At 66.8% G+C, this 21,711-nt stretch carries 18 protein-coding genes and 1 pseudogene; 10 read left to right on the top strand and 9 right to left on the bottom strand.

What is annotated here, in order from left to right; genetic code table 11:
* Window positions 1–92 precede the first annotated feature (92 nt).
* The 3 genes from NGM06_RS11830 to NGM06_RS11820 form a co-directional block, all read right to left on the bottom strand.
* Window positions 93–2,240, bottom strand: coding sequence for a type II secretion system F family protein (locus NGM06_RS11830; protein ID WP_254267156.1), 2,148 nt, complete (start codon window positions 2,238–2,240; stop codon window positions 93–95).
* Complete coding sequence (locus NGM06_RS11825) at window positions 2,240–3,895, bottom strand: type II/IV secretion system ATPase subunit (protein WP_254267155.1); 1,656 nt, start codon at window positions 3,893–3,895, stop codon at window positions 2,240–2,242. The genes NGM06_RS11830 and NGM06_RS11825 overlap by 1 nt, the downstream gene beginning before the upstream one ends.
* Before the next feature lie 204 nt (window positions 3,896–4,099).
* On the bottom strand, window positions 4,100–4,600 hold the full coding sequence (locus tag NGM06_RS11820) for a DUF7549 family protein (RefSeq protein WP_254267154.1): 501 nt from the start codon (window positions 4,598–4,600) through the stop codon (window positions 4,100–4,102).
* 232 nt (window positions 4,601–4,832) lie between these two features.
* On the opposite strand from NGM06_RS11820, the gene NGM06_RS11815 reads away from it, so the two are divergent.
* Window positions 4,833–5,306 carry a DUF5793 family protein gene (locus NGM06_RS11815; RefSeq protein WP_254267153.1) on the top strand — a complete coding sequence of 158 codons (474 nt, stop codon included), beginning with the start codon at window positions 4,833–4,835 and terminating at the stop codon, window positions 5,304–5,306.
* 89 nt (window positions 5,307–5,395) lie between these two features.
* Here NGM06_RS11815 and NGM06_RS24150 read toward each other — a convergent pair whose 3' ends face one another.
* The gene (locus tag NGM06_RS24150) at window positions 5,396–5,518 is read right to left on the bottom strand and encodes a hypothetical protein (RefSeq protein WP_256567932.1); all 123 of its coding nucleotides are present in this window, start codon (window positions 5,516–5,518) and stop codon (window positions 5,396–5,398) included.
* A gap of 193 nt (window positions 5,519–5,711) precedes the next feature.
* Between NGM06_RS24150 and NGM06_RS11810 the strand changes: the two genes are divergently transcribed.
* The 7 genes from NGM06_RS11810 (at window position 5,712) to cdd (ending at window position 14,193) form a co-directional block, all read left to right on the top strand.
* Complete coding sequence (locus NGM06_RS11810; protein ID WP_254267152.1) at window positions 5,712–7,073, top strand: phosphohexomutase domain-containing protein; 1,362 nt, start codon at window positions 5,712–5,714, stop codon at window positions 7,071–7,073.
* Between the two features lie 123 nt (window positions 7,074–7,196).
* Complete coding sequence (locus NGM06_RS11805; protein ID WP_254267151.1) at window positions 7,197–8,327, top strand: BMP family lipoprotein; 1,131 nt, start codon at window positions 7,197–7,199, stop codon at window positions 8,325–8,327.
* Window positions 8,328–8,444: 117 nt separating this feature from the next.
* Window positions 8,445–9,521 (top strand): BMP family lipoprotein, encoded by a 1,077-nt coding sequence (locus tag NGM06_RS11800; protein ID WP_254267150.1) that lies wholly within the window; start codon window positions 8,445–8,447, stop codon window positions 9,519–9,521.
* Between the two features lie 103 nt (window positions 9,522–9,624).
* Complete coding sequence (locus NGM06_RS11795; RefSeq protein WP_254267149.1) at window positions 9,625–11,181, top strand: ABC transporter ATP-binding protein; 1,557 nt, start codon at window positions 9,625–9,627, stop codon at window positions 11,179–11,181.
* Window positions 11,178–12,458 (top strand): ABC transporter permease, encoded by a 1,281-nt coding sequence (locus NGM06_RS11790; protein WP_254267148.1) that lies wholly within the window; start codon window positions 11,178–11,180, stop codon window positions 12,456–12,458. Before NGM06_RS11795 ends, NGM06_RS11790 begins: the two co-directional genes overlap by 4 nt.
* Complete coding sequence (locus NGM06_RS11785; protein ID WP_254267147.1) at window positions 12,455–13,510, top strand: ABC transporter permease; 1,056 nt, start codon at window positions 12,455–12,457, stop codon at window positions 13,508–13,510. Before NGM06_RS11790 ends, NGM06_RS11785 begins: the two co-directional genes overlap by 4 nt.
* A 296-nt stretch (window positions 13,511–13,806) precedes the next feature.
* On the top strand, window positions 13,807–14,193 hold the full coding sequence (gene cdd, locus NGM06_RS11780; protein ID WP_254267146.1) for a cytidine deaminase: 387 nt from the start codon (window positions 13,807–13,809) through the stop codon (window positions 14,191–14,193).
* A 33-nt stretch (window positions 14,194–14,226) separates the two neighbouring features.
* Here the strand turns inward: cdd and NGM06_RS11775 are convergent, their stop codons facing one another.
* Complete coding sequence (locus tag NGM06_RS11775) at window positions 14,227–15,162, bottom strand: DMT family transporter (protein ID WP_254267145.1); 936 nt, start codon at window positions 15,160–15,162, stop codon at window positions 14,227–14,229.
* A 110-nt stretch (window positions 15,163–15,272) separates the two neighbouring features.
* Here NGM06_RS11775 and NGM06_RS11770 point away from each other — a divergent pair, with 110 nt between their 5' ends.
* Window positions 15,273–16,094, top strand: a complete 822-nt coding sequence (locus tag NGM06_RS11770) for a nucleoside phosphorylase (protein WP_254267144.1) — start codon at window positions 15,273–15,275, stop codon at window positions 16,092–16,094.
* 6 nt (window positions 16,095–16,100) lie between these two features.
* On the opposite strand, the gene NGM06_RS11765 is transcribed toward NGM06_RS11770, so the two are convergent.
* From NGM06_RS11765 to ribH, 4 genes and pseudogenes are all read right to left on the bottom strand, one after another.
* Entirely contained in the window at window positions 16,101–17,522 is a 1,422-nt protein-coding gene (locus tag NGM06_RS11765) for a sugar porter family MFS transporter (protein WP_254267143.1), read from the bottom strand.
* 147 nt (window positions 17,523–17,669) lie between these two features.
* A pseudogene (locus NGM06_RS11760) lies at window positions 17,670–18,184 on the bottom strand (universal stress protein).
* Between the two features lie 85 nt (window positions 18,185–18,269).
* Window positions 18,270–19,412 carry a pyridoxal phosphate-dependent aminotransferase gene (locus tag NGM06_RS11755; RefSeq protein WP_254267142.1) on the bottom strand — a complete coding sequence of 381 codons (1,143 nt, stop codon included), beginning with the start codon at window positions 19,410–19,412 and terminating at the stop codon, window positions 18,270–18,272.
* 1 nt (window position 19,413) lies between these two features.
* A complete protein-coding gene (gene ribH / locus NGM06_RS11750) occupies window positions 19,414–19,815 on the bottom strand; it encodes a 6,7-dimethyl-8-ribityllumazine synthase (protein ID WP_254267141.1) in 402 nt (133 codons plus the stop codon).
* 80 nt (window positions 19,816–19,895) lie between these two features.
* Here ribH and NGM06_RS11745 point away from each other — a divergent pair, with 80 nt between their 5' ends.
* Window positions 19,896–21,665 (top strand): flippase activity-associated protein Agl23, encoded by a 1,770-nt coding sequence (locus NGM06_RS11745; protein ID WP_254267140.1) that lies wholly within the window; start codon window positions 19,896–19,898, stop codon window positions 21,663–21,665.
* Window positions 21,666–21,711 lie beyond the last annotated feature (46 nt).

Here is a 21,711-nt window from a genome sequence, read left to right as displayed (position 1 = left end):
TGTCCGATTGGACCGCGGGGCGTGAAAACGCCTCCGGGTTCTCGCGCGATAGTGGATGGTTCCGGGAGCGGTCGAACGGGAGAACGCGACGCTCAGAGGAACAGGAACACGACGTAGGCGACCGTGAGCAGAATCGTCGCGTGTTTCGCGCCGTTCCGAACGCTCCCCTCGCCCATCTGCCCGGCGACAAGCCCCGAGCAGACCGCCTGTACCAGCGAGGCGTGGAAGAACAGCAGCGTGTACGCCTCGGTATCGACGTTCGAGATGTCCGAGAGGGGACCGCCGCCCCCGACCGGACTCCCCGCGCTCGCGCCCGCCGAGGCCGCCTCCGTCGGCAGGTTCGGAATCAGGATGCTGTTCAGCGCCGCGACGATGACGAGGAACACCGCGAACGAGAGGTAGATGATGACGACGTAGGTCAGCATCTCCTGTCGGCGCTTGCGCTTGAGGCGACGGGTGTCCTGCGCGTCGTCGGCCGCGATGCGGAGAACTCGCGCGATGTCCCCGCTGGCGTGCATCGCGTTGGCGATGAGGGTCACGGTCCGGGTAATCGTGGGGGTGTCGAGGCGGTCCTCGAACCTGTAGAGGGCGGTCTCGGCGTCCACGCCCCACTCGATGTCGGTCCAGAGCCGCCGGACCTCGGCGTTCAGCGCGCCGAGGTTGCTTACGGCGACGCGCTCGAAGCTCTCGACCACCGACATGCCCGCCTCGTTGACGCTGGCGAGTCGGTCGAGGAAGTCGGGGACGGCCGCCTCGATGGCCGCGATTCGTCGTCGGTGGAGTTCCTGCACGACGGCGAAGGTGCCGACGACGAACAGCGCGGCCTGCACCACGAAGTCGTCGCCGACTTGGAGCGTGAACGTCCCGGCAGTGAGGTGGGGCCACGCCCGGACGAGGACCGAGAGCAGACCGAGCGGGACCGTCGCGTACAGAACCTCGACTGGGTCGTCCCGGAGGGTCGCCACCGGGTCGGCCAGCGCCTCACGCATCCACCGGACGTTCTCGAAGGCGCGGAGGCGCTCGAAGTTCGTCGCGGGGTCGCCCGCGGGACGCCCGCCGTCGCCCCGGACGCTCTCTGGCGGGGAAGCCGCGTCGTCCGGGCGCTGGACGCCCGCCCGTTCGGCAGTGGGCGCGTCCGTGCGCCTGACGCTCGCCAGCGCCGCGGCCGCGAGGTCCACGTCGCGGTCCTCGCGCGTCGCCCGGAGCGACTCGGTCACGCTGTCGAGGTAGACGACGAATCCGACGTTCGCCAGCGGGACGGCGAGGTAGGTCAGCGCCCGGAGCAGCGGGAGGGTGTCGCCGAGCGCCATCAACCCCATGATGACGAGGACGGTGATGAACAACAGGGGCGCGACCACGAACACCGAGACGTACCCTTCCGCGAGGGTGGCGAGCAGTTCGAGGAACGCCTCCTGCTGGGCCTCGGCGTCCTCCTGATAGCGCTCGTACTGGCCGTCCAGATACGCCGAGATGCTCTGCCCGCTCTGGAGGACGCTCGCGAGGTTGTCGGCGAACTCGCCGAACTTGTCGCTCGGCGTCTGGTCGGCGAGTCGTTCGATGGCCGAGAGCATGTCCAGTCCGGCGTAGTCCATCGCCTTGACCGCGACGCCGACCTCCTCGGCGGCCTCGCCGTAGACCGACTGATTCCGTGCCAGCGTCCGCAGGATTTTCGGGAACGCCATCCCGCTCCGCGACAGCGCGTAGACGAACGCCACGTTCCGAGCGATGCTCTCGTCTATCTTCCGCTCGCGGGCGTTCGCCCGGTACGAGAGGTTCTCCCACCGGAGCCAGTAGGTCAGGCCCCCGGAGGACACCCCGAGCGTCGCGCTGCTGGCGAGCAGGAGGGCGAACAACTGCCCGAGCGACAGGTCGGGGAACACCAGCAGGCCCGCGAGGAAGTGGAGTCCGGTCGGCAGCGTCGCCCGCATCGCCTCCGGCGAGACGCGCAGCAGCGCCAACACGCCCGCGACGAGATAGACGCCCAGCACGCTCCCGACGACCGCGGCGACCGCGGCGTACAGCAGGGTCTTCGCGGCGTACATCCGGTAGGTCTCGCCGACGTGGACCGCCTGCAGGAGGTCTCGGCGCTCGGTCTGTCGCCTGCCGTAGTCGGTGACCCACTCGCCGAACGCCGTCAGCGCGACCCGGGTGACGAGGTGGTCGGCCCGGCGAGAGACGGGAGCCACCGCCACCGGGGCGGCGAGAGCGACGACCAGCACGAGCGGCAGGAACCCCCACATCAGTCGAACCCGGTCGAAATCTCGGCGTCGAGGTCGATGGTGTCCATCACGCGGTCCGGGTGAGCGTAGTACTCGTTTATCATCGCGGTGAACCGCCGGTAGTCCGAGACGCCTCGCTCGCGGAGGTACTGGAGGACGCGCTTCCGGTCGCGGAGTTCGCCGAGGAGTTCGCTCCGCGACCACCCCTTCTCGTTCTGAATCTCGTCGAGGACGTTGCTGTCGTTGCGCCGGAAGGCGTCCTCGTTGGCGTCCCACGAGAAGGCCGTCGAGTAGTCGAGGTCGCCGGTCCGCTGGTTGATGCCGTCGATTTCGGCGATGACCCGGTTGCGGCGGACGCGTTCGTCGCCGACGTAGGTCAGGGTCTGGACCGAGAGGATGTCGAGGCTCTGAATCATCGCGCGCGGGACGTTGATGGGGTCGTTCTCGAGACGGTTGATGACCGTCTGGACCGAGTCGGCGTGCATCGTGGAGTAGGTCGTGTGACCCGTGTTCATCGCCTGAAACAGGGTCATCGCCTCCTCGCCGCGGACCTCGCCCACCACGATGTACTCGGGGCGGTGGCGCAGGGCCGAGCGCAGGAGGTCGTACATCGTGATGTCCGCGCTCTCGCCCCGGCGTTCGCGCGTGACCGACGAGAGCCAGTTGTCGTGGTAGAGGGCCAACTCGCGGGTGTCCTCGATGGTCAGCACCTTCGAGCGGGGCGGGATGAACATCGAGATGGCGTTCATCGAGGTGGTCTTCCCCGAGGCGGTTCCGCCCGCGAAGATGAGCGACTTGTTCGACTCGATGGCCAACCAGAGGTACGCCATCTGGTCCAGACTGAACGTGCCGTACTCCACGAGGTCGATGGGCGTGAACGGTTCGTCGGCGTACTTCCGGATGGTGAACGCCGACCCGCGGGGCGTGACCTCCTCGCCCAGCGCGAGTTCCGCGCGCGACCCGTCCGGCAGGGTGGTCTCGACCACCGGGTCGCCGATGCTGACGTGGCGACCGGACTGCTGGGCGAGGCGGACGACGAGGTTGTCGAGTTCCTCCCGGTCGTACACCACGTTGGTCTCGATGTCGGTGTACTCGTCGTGGTAGACGAACAGCGGGAGGTCGTAGCCGTCGCACGAGACGTCCTCGATGTGGGGGTCGGCCATCAAGGGATTCAGTTTGCCGAACCCGCGGAACGTCCGGAAGAGGTAGTAGAACAGGCGGTAGAAACTGGCGACGTCCACCTCGACGCCGTACATCGAGAGGAGTTCCCGGAGTTCCTCCTTCAGCACGGTCTCGGCGGTGGCAGCGTCGGCGTCTTCGCGCGTCTCCCGGCGGTGGATGAGCGAGTTGCGGATGTCCGAGAACAGTCGGTCCAGCAACTCGGTTTCGAGGTCGTCCAGTTCGGGTTCGACGACCTGATAGCGGTGCTCGTTCTCCGCGTCGTCGTAGTTGATGGAGACGAAGGCGAACGGCGCATCGACCCAGTATCGGTCTATCTCCTCGTAGCCGTCGAGTCCCGAGAACGAGACCAGCGGTCCGTGTTCGCCGGGGGCGTACTCGTCGGCCGAGACGGACGACCCGCGAAGCACCTCCGCGGTCCGCTGGAGAGTGCGCTGGAACTCCCGGATTCGAATCCGCACGTCGTCGGTCCACTCGGACAAAGGTGACTCGGACATGGTGTGTCGGGAGTCGCGGGCGGTCGGGTCGCAGAGAGCGCCCGTGACAGTTTACGCGCCACATCACAGCGGTGGTACTTAAATCACCGGACAGACGGCGCTCACTCGACTCCTCGCTACCGTCGTTCCACGGCGGTCCCACGAACCGGCGAGAACCGACACCGGAACCGAGCGACCGAATCACAGACCGCGACTGCGGAACCGCTACTCCCGGCGAGCGACCAGCAGCGTCCCGCCGAACAGGTACAGGAGGACGACGCCGACCGGAATCGGCAGACCCGGAAGCCCGCGGGTCACGAGGAGCCACGTCGCAGCGGTGAGGACGACGCCCGCGAGCGTGAGCAGTGCGCCCATGGCCCGCACCGCGTCGATGGTCGCCTCGACGCGCTCCTCGTAGAGGTAGAGCAGGATACTCAAAACCACGGCCGCGCCGACTACTGCCGCGCCGACGGCCCACGCGGCGTAGGCGACGGCTATCGTCTGTCCCTCCTGATACGCCAGCGCGCCCAGCGGCGTCGAGAACGCCAGTCCCTTCGAGATGGAGAGACCGGAGACGTACCGGACCTGAACGAACGGGAAGCGAACGAACAGCACGCTCCCGACCCCTGAGAGCGTCGAATAGGTGACGTTCCACGGCAGCAGCGCCGACAGCCACGCCAGCACCACGGCCAACTCGCCCGCGTACTCGGACCGGACCCAGACCATGCGGTGGACACCGAAACCCGGGGAGTAAAAGCTACCGGGACGGCCGGACCACCGTCGTGGAAGCGGTCGGTCGATAGCGTTCCGGGGGACTCACCGCACGCCGTTCGCTCGTGGCGAAATTTCTACCGTGGGACCAGTCTGAGTCCGGGTCCGGACGAGTTCTCGGGACAGAATTGTTTCTCGGAAGTGGCGTTACGTTCATACCGCGCCGGACCGTAGTGGGGCGTACGGAATGAGGCGCGACTACTTCACGCTGGAGGTCCGAAACGTCGATTGGGTCGAGGAGGACGCCGAAGCCAAGAAGCCGACCGTAATCATCGACTTCGAGGGTCCATCTTCGACGCTCCGCGAGCGCCTCACGGGGACAGACGACGAACTGCTCGACGCCGGGGAGACCGACGTGGCGCTACGGCTCCAAGGCCCGGTGGACGGCGACGACACCACCGGCGTCGTCAGCGTCACCAACCGAATCACGGGAGACTTCGTCCTCGAACTCAATCAGGACGCCGACGACGTCCTCAAGTTCATCACCGCGGCCCGCGAGTACGGGAAGTCGGCCGGGGACATGGACGGGCGCTACCACGTCGAAATCAGCATCAACGGGGACGACCTCGTCGAGTACGACAAGAGCACGTTCCTCGTCTACAACGACGAGGGGAATCTCCTGCGCCAGCACAGTCTCATCCCGAGCGGCGTCGAACTCTGACCCCGCCGCTCGTCGACGACCCTCCGCCAGCCCATCTGGCCGCACCGCCGCGACACGAACGACTCCTCACAGTGCGCGCCGAGACGTAACTAGAACACGCCGAACAGCAACAGGTACGCGAGGACGACCGCCGCCATCAGGATGATACCCGCGATGACAGCGTCGAACAGTTCCTCCGGGTCGGTGACAGTCTCGGTGAGACTCAGTTTCATACCCGCAGGTACGACGACTGACGGCTTAGACTTCACGGGCGTCTCGAACACGGAAGCGGTCGAATACCGTCCCTTCGAGACGACATCGCTGGTCTCGGAGGAGTCCGACCGGCGGCACCCGGGCGAGTCTCGGACAGTTCGCGCTCGCGTCGAACCGCGGAAAGCTAAGTGTCCGGCTCTCCGAACTCCCGGCATGAACCTCTTCGGAACCGCGGGTATCCGCGGGAGCGCAGTCGAGACGGTGACGCCGGAACTCGCGCTGTCGGTCGGCCGGGCCGCGGGAAGAGACGGTCAGGAGTTCGTCGTCGCGCGCGACGGCCGCGAGACCGGTCAGGCGCTGGCGGCCGCGATGGAGGCCGGACTGGAGAGCGCCGGGGCCGACGTGCGCCGGGCGGGCCAACTCCCGACCCCGGCGCTCGCGTTCGCTTCGCAGGGGCGGCGCGGCGCGATGCTGACCGCCAGCCACAACCCGCCGACCGACAACGGAATCAAACTCTTCGCGGACGGCGAGGAGTACGACCGCGAGACCGAGCGGACCGTCGAGCGCCGCGTCGAGGCGGACGAACCGCCGGTGGCGTGGGACGAGTGGGGCGACGGCGAACGCACGAGCGTTCTCGACGCGTACCGCGACGCGGTCGTGGAGTACGCGCAGGGGCACGGCGCGCCCCTCGACGGCCTTCGCGTCGTGGTGGACTGCGGCAACGGGATGGCGGCCGTGGCGACGCCTCAGGTCCTCCGCGCGCTCGGGGCGGAGGTCGTCGCCCTCAACGCCAACGTGGACGGTCACTTCCCCGGCCGGGAGAGCAAGCCGACGCCCGAGACGCTCGAAGACCTCCGGGAGTTCCTCCGCGAGGACCCCGACGCCGACCTCGGTATCGGCCACGACGGCGACGCAGACCGCATCGTCGTCGTGGACGGTGACGGCGAGGTTGTCCACGAGGACACCGTGGTCGCGGTTCTCGCCGCCCACTACACCGAGCGCAGCGAAACCTCGGACCCCGTGGTCGTGACGACGCCCAACGCGTCCGGACGCATCGACGAGCAGGTCGAGGCCGCGGGGGGGCGCGTCGAGCGCGTCCGCCTCGGCGCGCTCCACGAGGGCATCGCCACGGCACGTGAAGAAGGCGACGACGACACCGAAGTCGTCTTCGCGGCCGAACCGTGGAAGCACGTCCACACCCAGTTCGGCGGGTGGATAGACGGCGTGGTCAGCGCCGCGGTGATTCCCCGACTCGTCGCCGACGCCGGTGGTCTCGCACCACTTCGGGACCCCGTCACCGAGCGCCCCTACCGGAAGGTCAGCGTCTCCTGTCCCGACGACGCCAAGACCGGCGCGATGGCCCGACTGGAGAGCGCGATTCCCGACGAGTTCCCCGAGGCGTCGGTCGAGACCGAGTACGGCGTTCGGGCGACCTTCCCGGACGGGTCGTGGGTGTTGGTCCGCCCGAGCGGCACCGAACCCTACGTCCGCATCTACGCCGAGAGCGACGACGTGGACGCGCTCGTCTCTGAGGCGACGGACGTCGTGGAAGAGGCCATCGCAGCCGAGTCCTGAGCCGGGTCGACTCGCCGCCAGTGCGCCGACGTGTCGGTTTCGAACCACTAAACCCGGTATTTTCCATGGTTCTTGATTTGAAGCGACGGCTTTATAGCTCGGTGATGAGCTACATCGGACAAGATGGCGAAAATTGACAAACGGAAGCGTAAGATGCTCAAGGTAAGCGGTGCGGGCCTCCTCGGAACCGGACTCGCTGGCTGTCTCGGCGGCGGCGGCGGTAGCACCGAGACCACCACGACCGAGTCCGACGACGGAACGACCGAGTCCCAGACCACCACGGCCGCCGACCCGATGAACGTCGGGATGGTGTACGCCACCGGCGGTCTCGGTGACAACTCGTTCAACGACATGGCCCACAAGGGCATCAAGAAGGCCGAGTCCGACTTCGGCGTCTCCTTCAAGAACGCCGAACCGAGCAGTCCGAGCGACGTGGCGTCGCTCCAGCGCAAGTTCGCCCGGTCCCAGAACCCCGAGTACGACCTCATCAGTTGCATCGGCTTCGTGCAGTCCAGCGGCCTCAAGGAGAACGCCAAACGCTTCTCCGACCAGAAGTTCATGGTCGTCGACACCGTCGTCGAGCAGGACAACGTGTCGAGTTACACGTTCAAGGAACACCAAGGCTCCTTCCAAGTCGGCCACCTCGCGGGCCTGATGACCGACATGGACTTCAGCGCCGGTGCGGGCGAGACCAACGGCGACCTCACTGTCGGCTTCGTCGGCGGCAAGGAGGTCCCCCTCATCAAGAAGTTCGAGGCCGGGTTCAAGGCTGGCGTCAAGCACGCCAACGCCGATATCAACGTCCTCTCGGCCTACGCGGGCACGTGGAGCGACCCCGGCAAAGGCCAGTCCATCGCCAACTCGATGTACAACAAGGGCGCGGACATCATCTACCACGCCGCGGGCGGCACCGGTAACGGCGTGTTCAAGGCGGCTCAGAGCCAGGGTCGGTACGCGCTCGGCGTGGACTCCGACCAGTCCAAGAGCCTGCCGAAGTACAGCGACGTCATCCTCGCCAGCATGGTCAAGTACGTCAACGAAGCGGTCTACCGCTCGGTCGAGCGCACCGCCAACGGCAACTTCAAGGGCGGCTCCGTCCAGCGCCTCGGACTCGAGCAGAACGGCGTCGCGGCGGTGTACGGCAAGGACCTCGCCTCCGAAATTCCCGACTCCGTCAAGTCGGCGCTCAAGTCCTCCCGGAAGAAGGTCGTGGCAGGCGACATCGAAGTGCCGACCAAGCCCGAAAACGTCTGAGGTTCCACCGTCGATACCGTTCTCGTTCTACGTTTCGGTCTCTCTATTTCGGTTTCACGCGGCCCGACGGGCAACAAAGCGCCGACTATATCACGGTCGATGATGAACGTGAGGGGTATGCGGGGGAAACACGAACACAGACGACGATTCTTGCAGCTACTGGGTGGGGCGGCCGCCTTCGGATCGACCGGATTCCTGCAGGACGACACGACCAACGTCGGGATGGTGTACGCCACCGGCGGACTGGGGGACAACTCGTTCAACGACATGGCCCACAGAGGGGTCCAGCAAGCGGCCGACGAGTTCGCGGTGGAGTTCCAGAACGCCGAACCGAGCAGTCCGAGCGACGTGGCGACGCTCCAGCGGCGGTTCGCCCGGTCCCAGAATCCGGACTACGAACTCATCTGCTGCATCGGCTTCGTGCAGGCCGAGGCCCTCCAGCGCAACGCCCAGCGTTTCTCCGACCAGCGGTTCATGGTCGTGGACACCGTCGTCGAACAGCCGAACGTCGCCAGTTACGTGTTCAAGGAACAGCAGGGGTCGTTCCAAGTCGGCCATCTCGCGGGCCTGATGACCGACATGGACTTCAGCGCCGGTGCGGGCGAGACCAACGACGATCTCACCGTCGGCTTCGTCGGCGGCAAAGAGGTCCCCCTCATCAAGAAGTTCGAGGCGGGGTATCTCGCCGGAGTCGAGCACGCGAACCCCGACGTCAACGTCCTCTCTGCGTACGCGGGCGCGTGGAGCGACCCCGCGAAGGGGCAGTCCATCGCCAATTCGATGTACGACAACGGCGCGGACATCATCTACCACGCCGCGGGCGGGACGGGGACCGGCGTGTTCAAAGCGGCCCAGAGCAGTGGTCGCTACGCCATCGGCGTGGACGCCGACCAGTCCGAGAGCCTGCCGGACTACGCCGACGTGATTCTGGCCAGCATGGTCAAACACGTCGACCAAGCGGTGCTCCAGTCCGTCGAGCGAGTCGTCAACGGCAACTTCCAAGGCGGTTCCGTCAACAGACTCGGACTCCAAGAGAACGGCGTCGAAGCGGTGTACGGGTCGCAGCTCGCGTCGGAGATTCCGCAGGAGGTCAAGTCGGCGCTCGAACAGTCGAAGCAGCGAATCGTGAACGGCGAGATTACGGTTCCGACCAAGCCGTCCCAAGTCGGGCAGGCGACGACGACCACGCAGTAGTCGCCGCGAGAAAAAGGGCCGACCGCCGAACACGTACTTTATCTAAGGGTTGCTCTGTAAATCCGCGCATCTTAAGCGGGAAGGCCGAGAACACCGACTAAGAATGAGCGTAGCCGTCCATCTCGAGGGAATCACCAAGCGATTCCCCGGGGTCGTCGCCAACGACGAGGTCGACCTCGAAGTCGAGGAGGGAACCGTCCACGCCCTGCTCGGCGAGAACGGCGCGGGTAAAACGACGCTGATGAACGTCCTGTACGGTCTCTATCAGCCCGAGGGGGGTACCGTCCATCTCCACGGGGAGCCTCGTACGTTCGACACGCCGCGCGACGCTATCGACGCGGGCGTCGGGATGATTCACCAGCACTTCATGCTAGTCGACACCCTGACCACGGCCGAGAACATTGTCCTCGGCCACGAACCCCGGAAGTGGGGCGGACTGGCCATGGACCGCGCACAGGCAGAGCGAGACGTCAGGGAACTGAGCGAGCGCTACGGGTTCGACGTGGACCCGACCGCCCGCATCGAGGACGTGAGCGTCGGCGTGCAACAGCGGGTCGAAATCTTGAAAGCCCTGTACGGCGGTGCCGACGTACTGATTCTTGACGAACCGACCGCGGTCCTCACGCCCCAAGAAGTCGAGGACCTCTTCGAGGTGTTCGAGGAACTCGCCGCCGAGGACAAGACCATCATCTTCATCACGCACAAACTCGGCGAGGCGATGGAGTCGGCCGACGACATCACGGTCCTCCGAGACGGCAGGAACGTCGGGACGGTGGACGCCGACGCCACGAGTCGAGAGGAACTCGCGGAACTGATGGTCGGGCGGGAGGTCCTGCTGGAGGCCGACAAGGAACCGGTCGAACCGGGCGAGGTGGGACTGTCGGTGTCGAACCTGCGGGTCACCGACGACCGGGGCGTCGAACAGGTCAGCGACGTCGATATCACCGCCCGCGAGGGCGAAGTGTTCGGCATCGCCGGAGTGGACGGCAACGGCCAGTCGGAACTCGTCGAGGCGATTACCGGTCTCGCCGCGCCCGAATCGGGGTCGGTCTCGCTCTACGGACGGGACGTGACCGACCTCTCGCGGCGCGAGCGAATCGACGCGGGGATGGCGTACGTCCCCGAGGACCGGCAGGAACGCGGTCTCGTGATGGAGTTCGACCTCGTGGAGAACGGTCTGCTCGGGAGCCAACACACGTCCGAGTTCGCTGAGAAGGGTCGCATCGACTGGGGGCACACCCGCGACCACGCCGAAGAAATCATCGAGGAGTACGACGTGCGCCCGCCGAACCCGGACGCCGAGTCCGAGTCGCTGTCGGGCGGCAACCAGCAAAAGTTCGTGGTCGGACGGGAGTTCGCCCGCGACCCCGAAGTGGTGGTCGCCTCGCATCCGACTCGCGGGGTGGACGTGGGGAGCATCGAGTTCATCCACGAGCGCATCCTCGACCTGCGGCGCGAGGGCAAGACCATCCTGCTCGTCTCCTCGAAACTGGACGAGGTCCAACAGCTCTCGGACCGCCTCGCCGTGATGTACGAGGGCGAAATCATGGACGTCGTTGACCCCGACCGCGTGACCGAGGAGGAACTCGGCCTGCTGATGGCGGGCGAACACCCCGAGAACGCGCCCAGCATCGCCGACGCCGTGGGAGGTGAACGATGAGCGACTCCGACGACGAACGCGCCGACCCGAACCCCGACGACTCGTGGCAGGACCGGGCCGACCGCGCGCTGGCGAGACTCGTGGACGCCTCCGCGGCCGAGCGCATCCTCATCAGCCTCGCGGCGCTCGTGCTATCGGTGGTCGTCGGCGCGCTGGTCATCCTCGTCTCGGGATGGGTGGCGACCTGCGAGAGTCCGTTCTTCGCCGCGTCGGGCGTCGGGTCGTTCTGTTACGACCCGGTCGCGGTGTATCGGGTCCTGCTCGTCGGCGCGGTGTGGCCGCCGTACAACGTCGCCATCACGCTCAAGGAGACGACGCTGCTCCTGTTCACGGGGCTGGCAGTCGCGGTGTCGTTCCGCGCCGGGATGTTCAACATCGGAACGCAAGGGCAACTCGTGTTGGGCGCGCTCGGAACCGCGCTCGCGGTCCTCTGGGTCGCGCCGGTCGTCCCCGCGGGCATCGCGGGCGCGTTGATTCTCGTCTCGGTCGGCCTGCTCGCGGGTGCGCTGGTCGGTGGAATTTGGGGTGCGATTCCGGGCGCGCTGAAGGCCTACGCCGGTGCGAACGAGGTCATCACGACCATCATGCTCAACTTCGTCGCGTCCGGCATCGCGTTCACGCTCGTCTCGGAGGTGTTCAAGGACCCGGGGAGCCAGACCGTGCAGACGCGAGCGATTCCGGCCTTCGCGCAACTTCGCCCGGTGTTCTTCAACACGACGGTGTTCTCGATGGTCGCGCTGGTCGGCGCACTCGTCCTCGCGGGCGGCATCTACTGGATGCTCAACGGGACCGCGTTCGGATACGACCTCCGAACCAGCGGCGTCCAACCCGAGGCCGCCGAGTACGGCGGCGTCGATGCCAAGAAGACGATGGTGTCGAGCATGGCGCTGTCGGGCGCAATCGGCGGTATCGGCGGCGCGGTGTACGTCCTCATGGTCGCCTCGCGCTGGCGGACGGGCATCCCGTCGCTGGGGTTCGACGGCATCACCGTCTCCATCCTCGCGGGGAACAACCCGCTCGGAGTGATTCCGGCCGCACTGCTGTTCGGCGCGCTCAAGACCGGCAGTCTGGCCATCGAGTTCCAGCTTTCGGTCCCGAAGCAGTTGGTCGGGGTCCTGCGCGGTCTCATCATCCTGTTCGTCGCCATGCCCGAGTTCTTCCGGATGGTCGGCGCGCGGTTCCGGTTCGGCGACGAGCGACCCTCGGTCGCCACCGACGGCGCGGGCGAGACGACAGGCGGAAGTGCCGACGGCGACCAAGGAGGTGACGACAGATGAGTTACGCCGACCCCTCGCAGAAGCGACGGTGGCTCGGGGGTATCGCGGTTCTGGCCGCCCTCGCGCTGGTCGCGGTCGAACTGTTCTTCCCCGAGAGTCCGGTCTCCGAGATCGTCCGCATCGTGGACGCCAACTACGTCAGGTCGGTGCTTCGGCTCACGGTCCCCATCGCGTTCGCCGCGCTCGGCGGTATCTTCGCCGAGAAGAGCGGCGTCATCAACATCGGTCTCGAAGGGCTGCTCATCATCTCGGCGTTCACCTCCATCGCGGTGGCCGGAACGATAAGCAGCGGCAGTCCCACGCAACTGCAACTCTGGCTCGGGTTCGCGGTCGCCGTGCTCGCGAGCGTCCTGTTCGCGCTGCTGTTCGCGGTTATCTGCATCGAGTTCAAGGCCGACCAGATTATCGCGGGACTCGCGGTGTGGCTCATCGCACTCGGTCTCGCGCCGTTCGCCAGCAAGGTCATCTGGGGACAGGTCAACAGTCCGCCGGTCGCCACGCTGAACGACTGGACGTTCGGAATTCCGTTCACGGACGTCACCTTCTTCACGGCGAGTCCGCCGGTCGTCATGATGCTCGTCGCCGTCCCCGCCGGGTGGTACGTGCTGAACCGGACCGCGTTCGGGCGCTGGATAGAGGCCAGCGGCGAGAACCCGAAGGCGCTCGACACCGTGGGCGTGGACGTCCGGAAGATTCGCTACTCGGGCGTCCTGCTGTCGGGATTCTTCTCTGGTCTCGGCGGTGCCGGACTGGCGCTGGGCCGCGTCGGCCAGTTCATCGGCGGCGGCGCGACGATGGTCAACGGCCGGGGCTGGATCGGCATCACGGCCTACCTGTTCGGCAACTACAACCCGCTGGGCGCGTTCGGCGCGTCGTTCCTCTTCGCCAGTCTGGACGCGCTCCAGATTCGACTCCAGCAACTCGGCTACAACATCCCGAGCGAACTCATCGGAATCATCCCGTACGTGACGGTGGTCGTCGTGCTGGCGTTCGTCGGTCACACCCGGATTCCCGACGCCGCGGGCGACCACTACGAGTCCGGCGAGGAGTAGCGGTTCGTTCGTCTTTTCGAAGTTGCGACTCCTTCTTCCCGTGTGTAGCGACGGAGTTCCGCCCGCGCTGGTGGGACGGTCGAGACCCTCGAACGAGACGACGAGGATGTAACTCGGCGCTACTGGCTCAGCCGTCTCCGGTTAGTCGGACTGGCGGTCCCGTAGTGCGCGCGAACTGTCCGCTTTGGAACCGCACGGAACGTCCGTGCGGGATTCGTCCCGCCTTCGTACTTGAACCTTCGCGCGTGAGCGCCGAGCGGGAGATATTTCACCGCCGACACCCAATCCCCGCCACTATGGACGAACTCATCGAGGCCGCCCGCGAGGTGCAGGACGACGCCCACGTCCCCTACTCGGACTATCCGGTCGGCGCGGCGCTCCGGACCGCAGACGGGAGCGTCTACGTCGGGTGCAACATCGAGAACGCCAACTACAGCAACTCGCTCCACGCCGAGGAGGTTGCCGTCGCCGAGGCCGTCAAGGAGGGCCACCGCGAGTTCGACGCGCTGGCCGTGAGTTCCGCCCGGCGCGACGGCGTGACTCCCTGCGGGATGTGCAGACAGACGCTCGCGGAGTTCTGCGACGACGACCTGCCGGTGGTCTGTGACGAAGGCGACGACACGGCGGAGTACACGCTCGGCCAACTCCTGCCCGACACCATCACCGAGGAGATGCTGGAGTAACGAGAAAACCTTCCGCCACCGCGCTGCGCGCCACTACTCGTTTCGGGTCGGCGGCGTGGCTTCGACCGAGTACCGGTCCGCGAACGCGACCAGCGCCTCGCGTTTCACCAGTGCGAACCCGGCGAGGATGACCAGAAAGCCGACTATCGTCACCGGGGTCAGCGATTCGCCGAGCAGGACCCACCCTGCCACCGCCGTGACCATCGGCACGAGATAAGAGACGAGGTTCACCTGAACCGGACTGTGACGCTCCAACAGTCCGAAGTATGCGGCGTACGCCCCCGCGGTGGCGACCACCCCGAGGTACGCCAACGGGACGACTACCTGCGGGCCGAGCGCGTCGGCGAGTCGCGGCGGCTCGCCTCCGGCGAGGCTCGCCCCGTGCATCAGTATCGCACCGACGAACATCCCCCACGCGGTCGTCGCGGTGCTGTCGGTGGAGGGTCGTAGCCGTCGGAGCAGGACGCTCCCGAGCGCGACGCTGGTCGCGGAGCCGACGACCAGCAGTTTCCCGGTCGCGCCCGCGAGCAGGTTCGCGGGGTCGGGACGGACGACTAGCGTGACGCCAGCGAGTCCGACGACCAGTCCGAGGAGACCGAGCGGCGACAGTCGGTCGCCGGGGAGTAAGCTCCGGGCGAACCCCGTCGTCAGCACCGGGTTCAGGCTGTAGAGAATCGCCGCGACGCCGCCGGTCGTGTACTGCTGACCGACGAAGAGGAGTCCGTTCGCCGCCGTGATGAGGAACACGCCGACGACGAGGACCGCGAGGTAGTCGTCGCGGGTCCGGGGCAGCCATCGGTCGCGGGCGACCGCGGCGTAGACGACGAGTATGGCAGCGCCGACGTCGTACCGGAGCGCGCCGAACAACAGGGGCGGTAGCGATTCCAGTCCCACCTCGATGGCGACGAACGACCCGCCCCACGCGACTGCGAGGAACACGAACAACGCGGCGTCTCGATAGCGCGACACGCCGTGCACTCGGAACGCGTCGGAGAAAAGCCCCTCGTTTCCGTCGGCCCGCCCCCGATTTCGCCGCCGCGACGAACCCTTTAAGCCGCGCCGCCGAGTCAGCCAACGGCATGACCGGCGACAGCGAAGACCCGAACGACGACGTGCAGTATCACCTCGAAGTCGGCGAGGGCGACGTGGCCGACGCCGTCCTCCTGCCCGGCAACCCCGAGCGCATCGAGAAGATAACCCAGTTCTGGGACTCGGCCGAGGAGATGGGCCACCACCGCGAGTACCGGACCGTCACGGGCGACTACGAGGGGACGCCCATCAGCGTGGCTTCGACCGGCATCGGAAGCCCCTCGGCCGCAATCGCGGTCGAGGAGTTGGCCCGCGTCGGCGCGGACACCTTCCTCCGCGTCGGGTCCTGCGGCGCGATTCAACCCGACATGGAGGTCGGCGACCTCGTAATCACGACCGGCGGCGTCCGCCAAGAGGGTACGAGCGACGCGTACGTCCGCGAGGACTACCCCGCCGTGGCCGACTACGAAGTCGTCTCGGCGCTGGTCGCGGCCGCCGAGCGCCTCGGCTACGACTACCACACCGGCATCACGATGAGCGCCGACAGTTTCTACGCCGGGCAGGGACGCCCCGGGTTCGAGGGGTTCGAGGCCGCCGGGAGCGACGAACTCGTCGAGGGTCTCAAGAACGCGAACGTCAAGAACATCGAGATGGAGGCCAGCGCCATCATGACCCTCGCCAACATCTACGGCCTGCGGGCGGGCGCGGTCTGCTCGGTGTTCGCCAACCGGGAGACGGGCGAGTTCCTGACAGAGGGCGAGAACCGGGCCGCCGAGACGGCCAGCCTCGCGGTGAAGCTTCTGGCGCAGATGGACGAGGTGAAGGAGGAGGCGGGCGTCGAGCGGTGGCATCCCGGTCTGAGTCTGGAGTAGCGACTCTCAGTCGTCGCCGATTTCGGGCGACTCGTCCACCGAACTACCGGCCGACGCGGTGGCGACGTTCTCGCGGAGGTCGGCCTCTATCGCTTCGAGCGACCGTCCTTTGGTCTCCGGGACGACGTAATAGGTGAACACCAGCGCGGCGAGACTGAACGCGCCGAACAGCCAGAACGTGACGGAGGTGCCGACGTTGGCGGTCAGCATCGGGAACGTCAGCGAGACCACGAGGTTCGCGCCCCAGTTGGCGACCGTCACCGCCCCCATCGCGGTTCCGCGGGCCGACAGCGGGTAAATCTCGGAGATGAGGAGCCAGAACACCGGCCCGAGGCCGATGGCGAAGAACGCGACGTACAGCATGAGACTGCCGGTGGCGAACCACCCGAGCGCCCCGGAGAACCCGGGGAGGTAGAAGACGGCACCGAGGACGCCGAGCGTGACGACCATCCCGCCGACCCCGACGAGCAGGAGGGCGCGCCGCCCGACGCGGTCGATGAGCGCGATGGCGACGACTGTCATGACGACGTTGATGACGCCGATACCCACCGTCGCCAGAATCGAGGTCGCGCTGCCGAACCCTGTCGATTCGAGGACCGTCGGCGCGTAGTACATGACTGCGTTGATGCCCGTGACCTGCTGGAACACCGCGAGTCCGAGACCGACGACCAGCGCCGGGCGGAGCCACGGTTGGAGCAGGTCGCCGAGACCCGTGCCGGACTGCTTCTCGACCGTCTCGGAGATTTCGGACAGTTCCGCCTCGACGCTCCCCTCGCGGGTGCGTTCGAGGACCTCGCGGGCCTCGTCGCGGCGACCGTGTTCGAAGAGCCAGCGCGGACTCTCGGGCATCTTGACCATCCCCGCGGCGAGGACGACCGCCGGAACCATCCCGGCCCCGAGCATCCAGCGCCACGCGCCCGCGTCGGCGAACGCGTAGTTCACGAAGTACGAGACGAGGATACCGACCGTGACCATGAGTTGGTTGAGCGACGTGAGCGCGCCCCGAATCTTCGGCGGCGCGATTTCGGAGATGTAGAGCGGACCGACGATGGACGCGAAACCGATGGCGACCCCGTCGATGAGTCGGCCCAGCACGAGTACGGGGACGTTCGGCGCGACGGCCATCGTGAACGACCCCACGAAGAACACGGCCGCGCCGAGCAGGATGAGTCGGCGACGACCGATGCGGTCGGCCAGTTTCCCGCCGAGCGCGGCCCCGGCCGCGGCACCCGCCATCGCACCGCTGACTACCACGCCACGGACCAGCGGCGACATGGAGAACGTCTGTTTGATGTACAGGAACGCGCCGGAGATGATTCCCGTGTCGAATCCGAACAGCAGTCCGTTGAGGGCGGCCAGCGCGGCGGTGACGTAGATGAATCGGTTACGGCCAGCGCCGCTGGCACTCAGTGTATCGGTTGTGGGCATGTAAGGTCCAATTCGGACCGTTTCGGTCGGTCGATAACGAAGCTTTTGAATTATTACTACGATTGTAGTTAACACTCGTTCATTATGGATTCCCGGAGACGGAACCGAGTCCTATCGTCGGCCGTACTGATACGGCCTGCTGACGAACTATCGCGTGGACCGACAAAGAGACGATTGGGAGCAACCAGTCGGTCGCCGCCGAACTACGCGAACTGGCCGACGACGGGGAGTCGAGGTCGAATCAATCCCGGACGGTGACTGTTCGTGTATTCCTCGCGCGTGCGGAGAGCTGTCGGAACGTCGAACGGAGTCACTCGCCTCCGTCTCCGCCTTCGGGCGCACGTACCGACAGCACCGGAACGTCTGGGTTCTGACGACCTGCGCGGTGGTACTGCCGAGGAAGTGACGGTCGAGACCGCGATGGCCGTGGGTCCCCATGGTGAACAGGTCGACGTCGTTCTCTTCGGCGTAGTCGAGCAACCCCCATCCGGGACTCCCTTCACGACCGCGGTCTCGGCGTCGAGACCGGCTTCCGCGTCCACGTCCACGACGGCGAGGAAGTGGACCGTCGCGTCGAACGCGCGGGACAGACTCAGCGCGTGTTCGGCGGCGCGCTCGGCGTGTTCGCTACCGTCGGTAGGGACGAGCAGGGTGTCGTACATGGGCGCTACCGCTAGCTACGGCGGACTGACTGTTACGATAGCGGGGACGTTCTCGTCGGACGGGAATCGCGGAAAAGCGGTCGGCTTACAGCAGGTCGGCGTCCACGAGTCTGTCCACGGCTTCGCCGATGCGCTCCTTGCTGTTGGCGTAGGAGATGCGGGCGTAGCCCGGCGCGCCGAAGGCGCTTCCGGGGACGGTGGCCACGTGGGCCTCCTCCAGCGCGTCCTCGCACCACTGCTGGTCGTCGTCGGCGACCGGCATCATGAGGTAGAACGCGCCGTCGGGTTCGGGCGCTTCGACGCCCTCCTCGCCGAGGCGCGAGAGCAGGAACTCGCGGCGCTCGGCGAACGCCTCGACCATCTCGTCTATCGCGTCGTCGGTGTTTTCGAGGGCCTCGATACCGGCGTGCTGGACGAAGTTGGTCGCGCAGGAGACCGAGTGAGAGTGGAGCTTTCCGGCCTCGGAGATCAGTTCCTCCGGTCCGGCGAAGTAGCCGAGTCGCCACCCGGTCATCGAGTAGGCCTTCGAGAAGCCGTTGACCGTGACCGTGCGCTCGGCCATCCCGTCGAAGGTGCCGAGACTGGTCGGTTCCGCGCCGTAGGTTATCTGCTGGTAGATTTCGTCGCTGATGACGGTCACGTCGTGTTCGACCGCGAGGTCGCGGACGCCCTCGAGCGCGGCGTCGGAGTAGACCGCGCCCGTGGGGTTGCTCGGCGAGTTGACGACTAGCAGTTCGGTCTCGTCCGAGACGGCCTCGCCGAGGTCGTCCAGCGCGGGTTCGAGTTGGAAGTCGTGGGGCGCGAGGTCCACTCGGTTCAGGCTCCCGCCCGCGAGTTTGACCATCGCCTCGTAGGAGACCCACGCGGGGTCGAGCAGGACGACTTCGTCGCCGTCGTCCACGAGGGTCTGGACCGCCTCGTAGAGCGCCTGCTTCGCGCCGGGCGTGACGATGACGTTCCCGGCCTCGTAGTCGAGTCCGTCGCCCCGAAGTTTCTCGGCGATGGCCTCGCGGAGTTCCGGGATGCCGTTCGAGGACGTGTAGCCGGTGTGGCCCGCGTCCATCGCCTCCTGTCCCGCGTCGACGATGTTCTCGGGCGTCGGGAAGTCGGGTTCGCCGACGCTCAGGTCAATCACGTCCGCGCCATCGGCCTCCAGTTCGGCCGCGAGGTTGCTGATGGCGAGGGTCGCGCTCGGTTCGACTCGCTGAATTCGGTCTGAGAAGTGCATCTTAGAGTTCCTCCGCAAGTTCGACTGCCGCGTCTACCGCTTCCGTGCCTTTGTCCACGCGCTCCCGGGCCTCCGCTCCGGACATGCCCGGACCGCTCACGCCGAAGGTGACCGGCGTGTCGCGGTCGAGACTCACGTCGGTCAGGCCCTTCGCGGCGGCGTCGGCGATGACCTGATCGTGGTCCGTGTCGCCGGTCACGATGGTCCCGACCACGGCAACGGCGTCGATTTCGTCGCGTCTGGCGAGGCGGTCGGCCGCCAGCGGCGCGTCGTACGCGCCGGGGACGCGCAGCGTCTCGACCACCTCGGCACCGCGGTCGGTGGCGGCCTCGGTGGCGCGTTCTTCCATCTGCTCAGTGACGTCCCGGTTGAACTGCGAGACGACGAGACCGAGGGAAACCATGTCGGGTCCGAAGTCTGGGCGAGTAAAAGAACTACCGTTCTCCGGAAAACTTGTATCCCTCCGGATGGATTCCGGAAGTGATGACCGCAGACGAGAAGTCCGCGGACGCCCGGCGATGGCTCCCCGATTCCGTGAACGCGTTCGGTCGGACGGTCGGCGCGCGGACCGCGGCCGCCGTCCTCGGCGTGACCCTCCTGTCGCTGTCGCTCCGGTTCTTCGCGCTCGGTTCCCGGGTGTTTCACTGGGACGAGGGCCGGGTCGGCTACTGGATTCTGCGCTACGCCGAGAACGGCATCTGGGAGTACCACGCCGTCATCCACGGCCCGTTCCTCTACCACGTGAACAAGTATCTCTTCCAGTTGTTCGGCGCGAGCGACTTCGTGGCCCGCGTCCCCGTCGCCGTGGTCTCGGGACTGCTCCCGCTGACCGCGTGGCTGTTCCGCGAGCGACTCCGTCGGGTCGAGATGGTCGCGGTCGGCCTCTTCCTCGCGGCCAACCCCATCGTCCTCTACTATTCGCGGTTCATGCGCAACGACGTGTTGCTGGCGGCGTTCATGGTGTACGCGCTGGCGTTCTACACCCGACTGTTCGACACCCGAAAGCCGCGATACCTCTACATCGGGACGCTGATGCTCGCGCTGGCGTTCACCACCAAGGAGAACGTGCTGGTCTACGTCGTGACGTGGGTCGGCGCGGCTGTCCTGCTGTTCGACCACCGGCTCCAACTCGCGGACGGCAGTCGGACGGCCTACCTCCGCGGGCGAATCCGCGAGATGGTAGACTCTCCGCGGGCCATTCGGTGGGTGCTCCACCTCGTCCTCGCCCTCGTCTTCTTCTTCGCCGTCGTCATCTTCTTCTACGCGCCGCGGGCCGGACCCACCTCAGACCCCGGTCTCTGGAAGGCGTTCTCGAACCCGGGGACGTTCCCCGCAGTCGTCGAGGAGGCCACCGTGGGGTCGTGGGAGTCGTTCGTCGATAAGTGGGGCGGCGGCAACGAGTCGTCGTACATCTCGACGTTCAAGTCGCTCGGCGCGGTCCTCTGGGAGGGCGCGGCCGTCCTCCTCGCGCTGTCGGTGGTCGGGTTCGTCGCGGACCGATACGTCGGTGACCGGCCCCGAGACGTGGTGTCGTTCGCCAGTTACTGGGGGTTCGTCAGCGTCCTCGGCTACCCCGTCATCGTGGAGAACGCGTTCCCGTGGGAGGTCGTCCACGCCGTGGTCCCGCTGGCGATTCCCGCGGGCGTCGGTCTCGCCATCATCGTCCGGTGGGGGTCGGAGGCCGTCGCCGACGGGGACGCCGTGAGCGCCACGTTCGCGGCACTGCTCGTGTTGCTACTCGCCGGACAGGTCGGAGCCACCGCGGTCGACTCCACGTACCTCCATCCGGCCGACCACTACGTGGACGACGCCGAACAGGACGAGAATCTGCTGGTCCAGTACGGCCAACCCGCGGCGGGCATCCGGCCGACCCTCGAACGGGTGCGCTACGCCGCGGCGCACAACGACGGCACCGACGTGCTGTACTACGGCTCTGACTTCTACGTCGCCAATGAGTCCGAGAACGACCGCTGGGCGGCGGGCGGCGGCTGGTACGACCGGTTACCCCTGCCGTGGTACACCGAGATGCACGGCGCGGCGGTCAACAGCACCGTCGACCTCGGCGTGGTCGGGTCGAACCCGCCGCCCGTGGTCGTCGCCCGGGCCGGGGACCGCTCGCAGGTCGCCGAGCGACTCGACGGCTATCGCGCCTTCGAGGAGGAACTGACCCTCTGGGGGAGCGAGACCGTGTTCTTCGTGGACGAAGACTACCTCCCGACGGCGAGCGGCGGGGGGAACGCGACCGACGCGTAGGAATCGCGGGTGCACACGTTCTTGGACAACGCCCGTCCGAGTTGGC

It is taken from the genome of Halorussus aquaticus (assembly GCF_024218795.1).
Lineage (GTDB): Archaea > Halobacteriota > Halobacteria > Halobacteriales > Haladaptataceae > Halorussus > Halorussus aquaticus.
This window is presented reverse-complemented; position numbering and strand designations above follow the sequence as displayed.

Excerpts from the sequence above, each read along its gene's own strand:
- NGM06_RS11830 (WP_254267156.1), bottom strand. The coding sequence starts at position 2,240 with ATGTGGGGGTTCCTGCCGCTCGTGCTGGTCGTCGCTCTCGCCGCCCCG.
- NGM06_RS11825 (WP_254267155.1), bottom strand. The coding sequence starts at position 3,895 with ATGTCCGAGTCACCTTTGTCCGAGTGGACCGACGACGTGCGGATTCGA.
- NGM06_RS11820 (WP_254267154.1), bottom strand. The coding sequence starts at position 4,600 with ATGGTCTGGGTCCGGTCCGAGTACGCGGGCGAGTTGGCCGTGGTGCTG.
- NGM06_RS11815 (WP_254267153.1), top strand. The coding sequence starts at position 4,833 with ATGAGGCGCGACTACTTCACGCTGGAGGTCCGAAACGTCGATTGGGTC.
- NGM06_RS24150 (WP_256567932.1), bottom strand. The coding sequence starts at position 5,518 with ATGAAACTGAGTCTCACCGAGACTGTCACCGACCCGGAGGAACTGTTC.
- NGM06_RS11810 (WP_254267152.1), top strand. The coding sequence starts at position 5,712 with ATGAACCTCTTCGGAACCGCGGGTATCCGCGGGAGCGCAGTCGAGACG.
- NGM06_RS11805 (WP_254267151.1), top strand. The coding sequence starts at position 7,197 with ATGGCGAAAATTGACAAACGGAAGCGTAAGATGCTCAAGGTAAGCGGT.
- NGM06_RS11800 (WP_254267150.1), top strand. The coding sequence starts at position 8,445 with ATGCGGGGGAAACACGAACACAGACGACGATTCTTGCAGCTACTGGGT.
- NGM06_RS11795 (WP_254267149.1), top strand. The coding sequence starts at position 9,625 with ATGAGCGTAGCCGTCCATCTCGAGGGAATCACCAAGCGATTCCCCGGG.
- NGM06_RS11790 (WP_254267148.1), top strand. The coding sequence starts at position 11,178 with ATGAGCGACTCCGACGACGAACGCGCCGACCCGAACCCCGACGACTCG.
- NGM06_RS11785 (WP_254267147.1), top strand. The coding sequence starts at position 12,455 with ATGAGTTACGCCGACCCCTCGCAGAAGCGACGGTGGCTCGGGGGTATC.
- cdd (WP_254267146.1), top strand. The coding sequence starts at position 13,807 with ATGGACGAACTCATCGAGGCCGCCCGCGAGGTGCAGGACGACGCCCAC.
- NGM06_RS11770 (WP_254267144.1), top strand. The coding sequence starts at position 15,273 with ATGACCGGCGACAGCGAAGACCCGAACGACGACGTGCAGTATCACCTC.
- NGM06_RS11765 (WP_254267143.1), bottom strand. The coding sequence starts at position 17,522 with ATGCCCACAACCGATACACTGAGTGCCAGCGGCGCTGGCCGTAACCGA.
- NGM06_RS11755 (WP_254267142.1), bottom strand. The coding sequence starts at position 19,412 with ATGCACTTCTCAGACCGAATTCAGCGAGTCGAACCGAGCGCGACCCTC.
- ribH (WP_254267141.1), bottom strand. The coding sequence starts at position 19,815 with ATGGTTTCCCTCGGTCTCGTCGTCTCGCAGTTCAACCGGGACGTCACT.
- NGM06_RS11745 (WP_254267140.1), top strand. The coding sequence starts at position 19,896 with ATGACCGCAGACGAGAAGTCCGCGGACGCCCGGCGATGGCTCCCCGAT.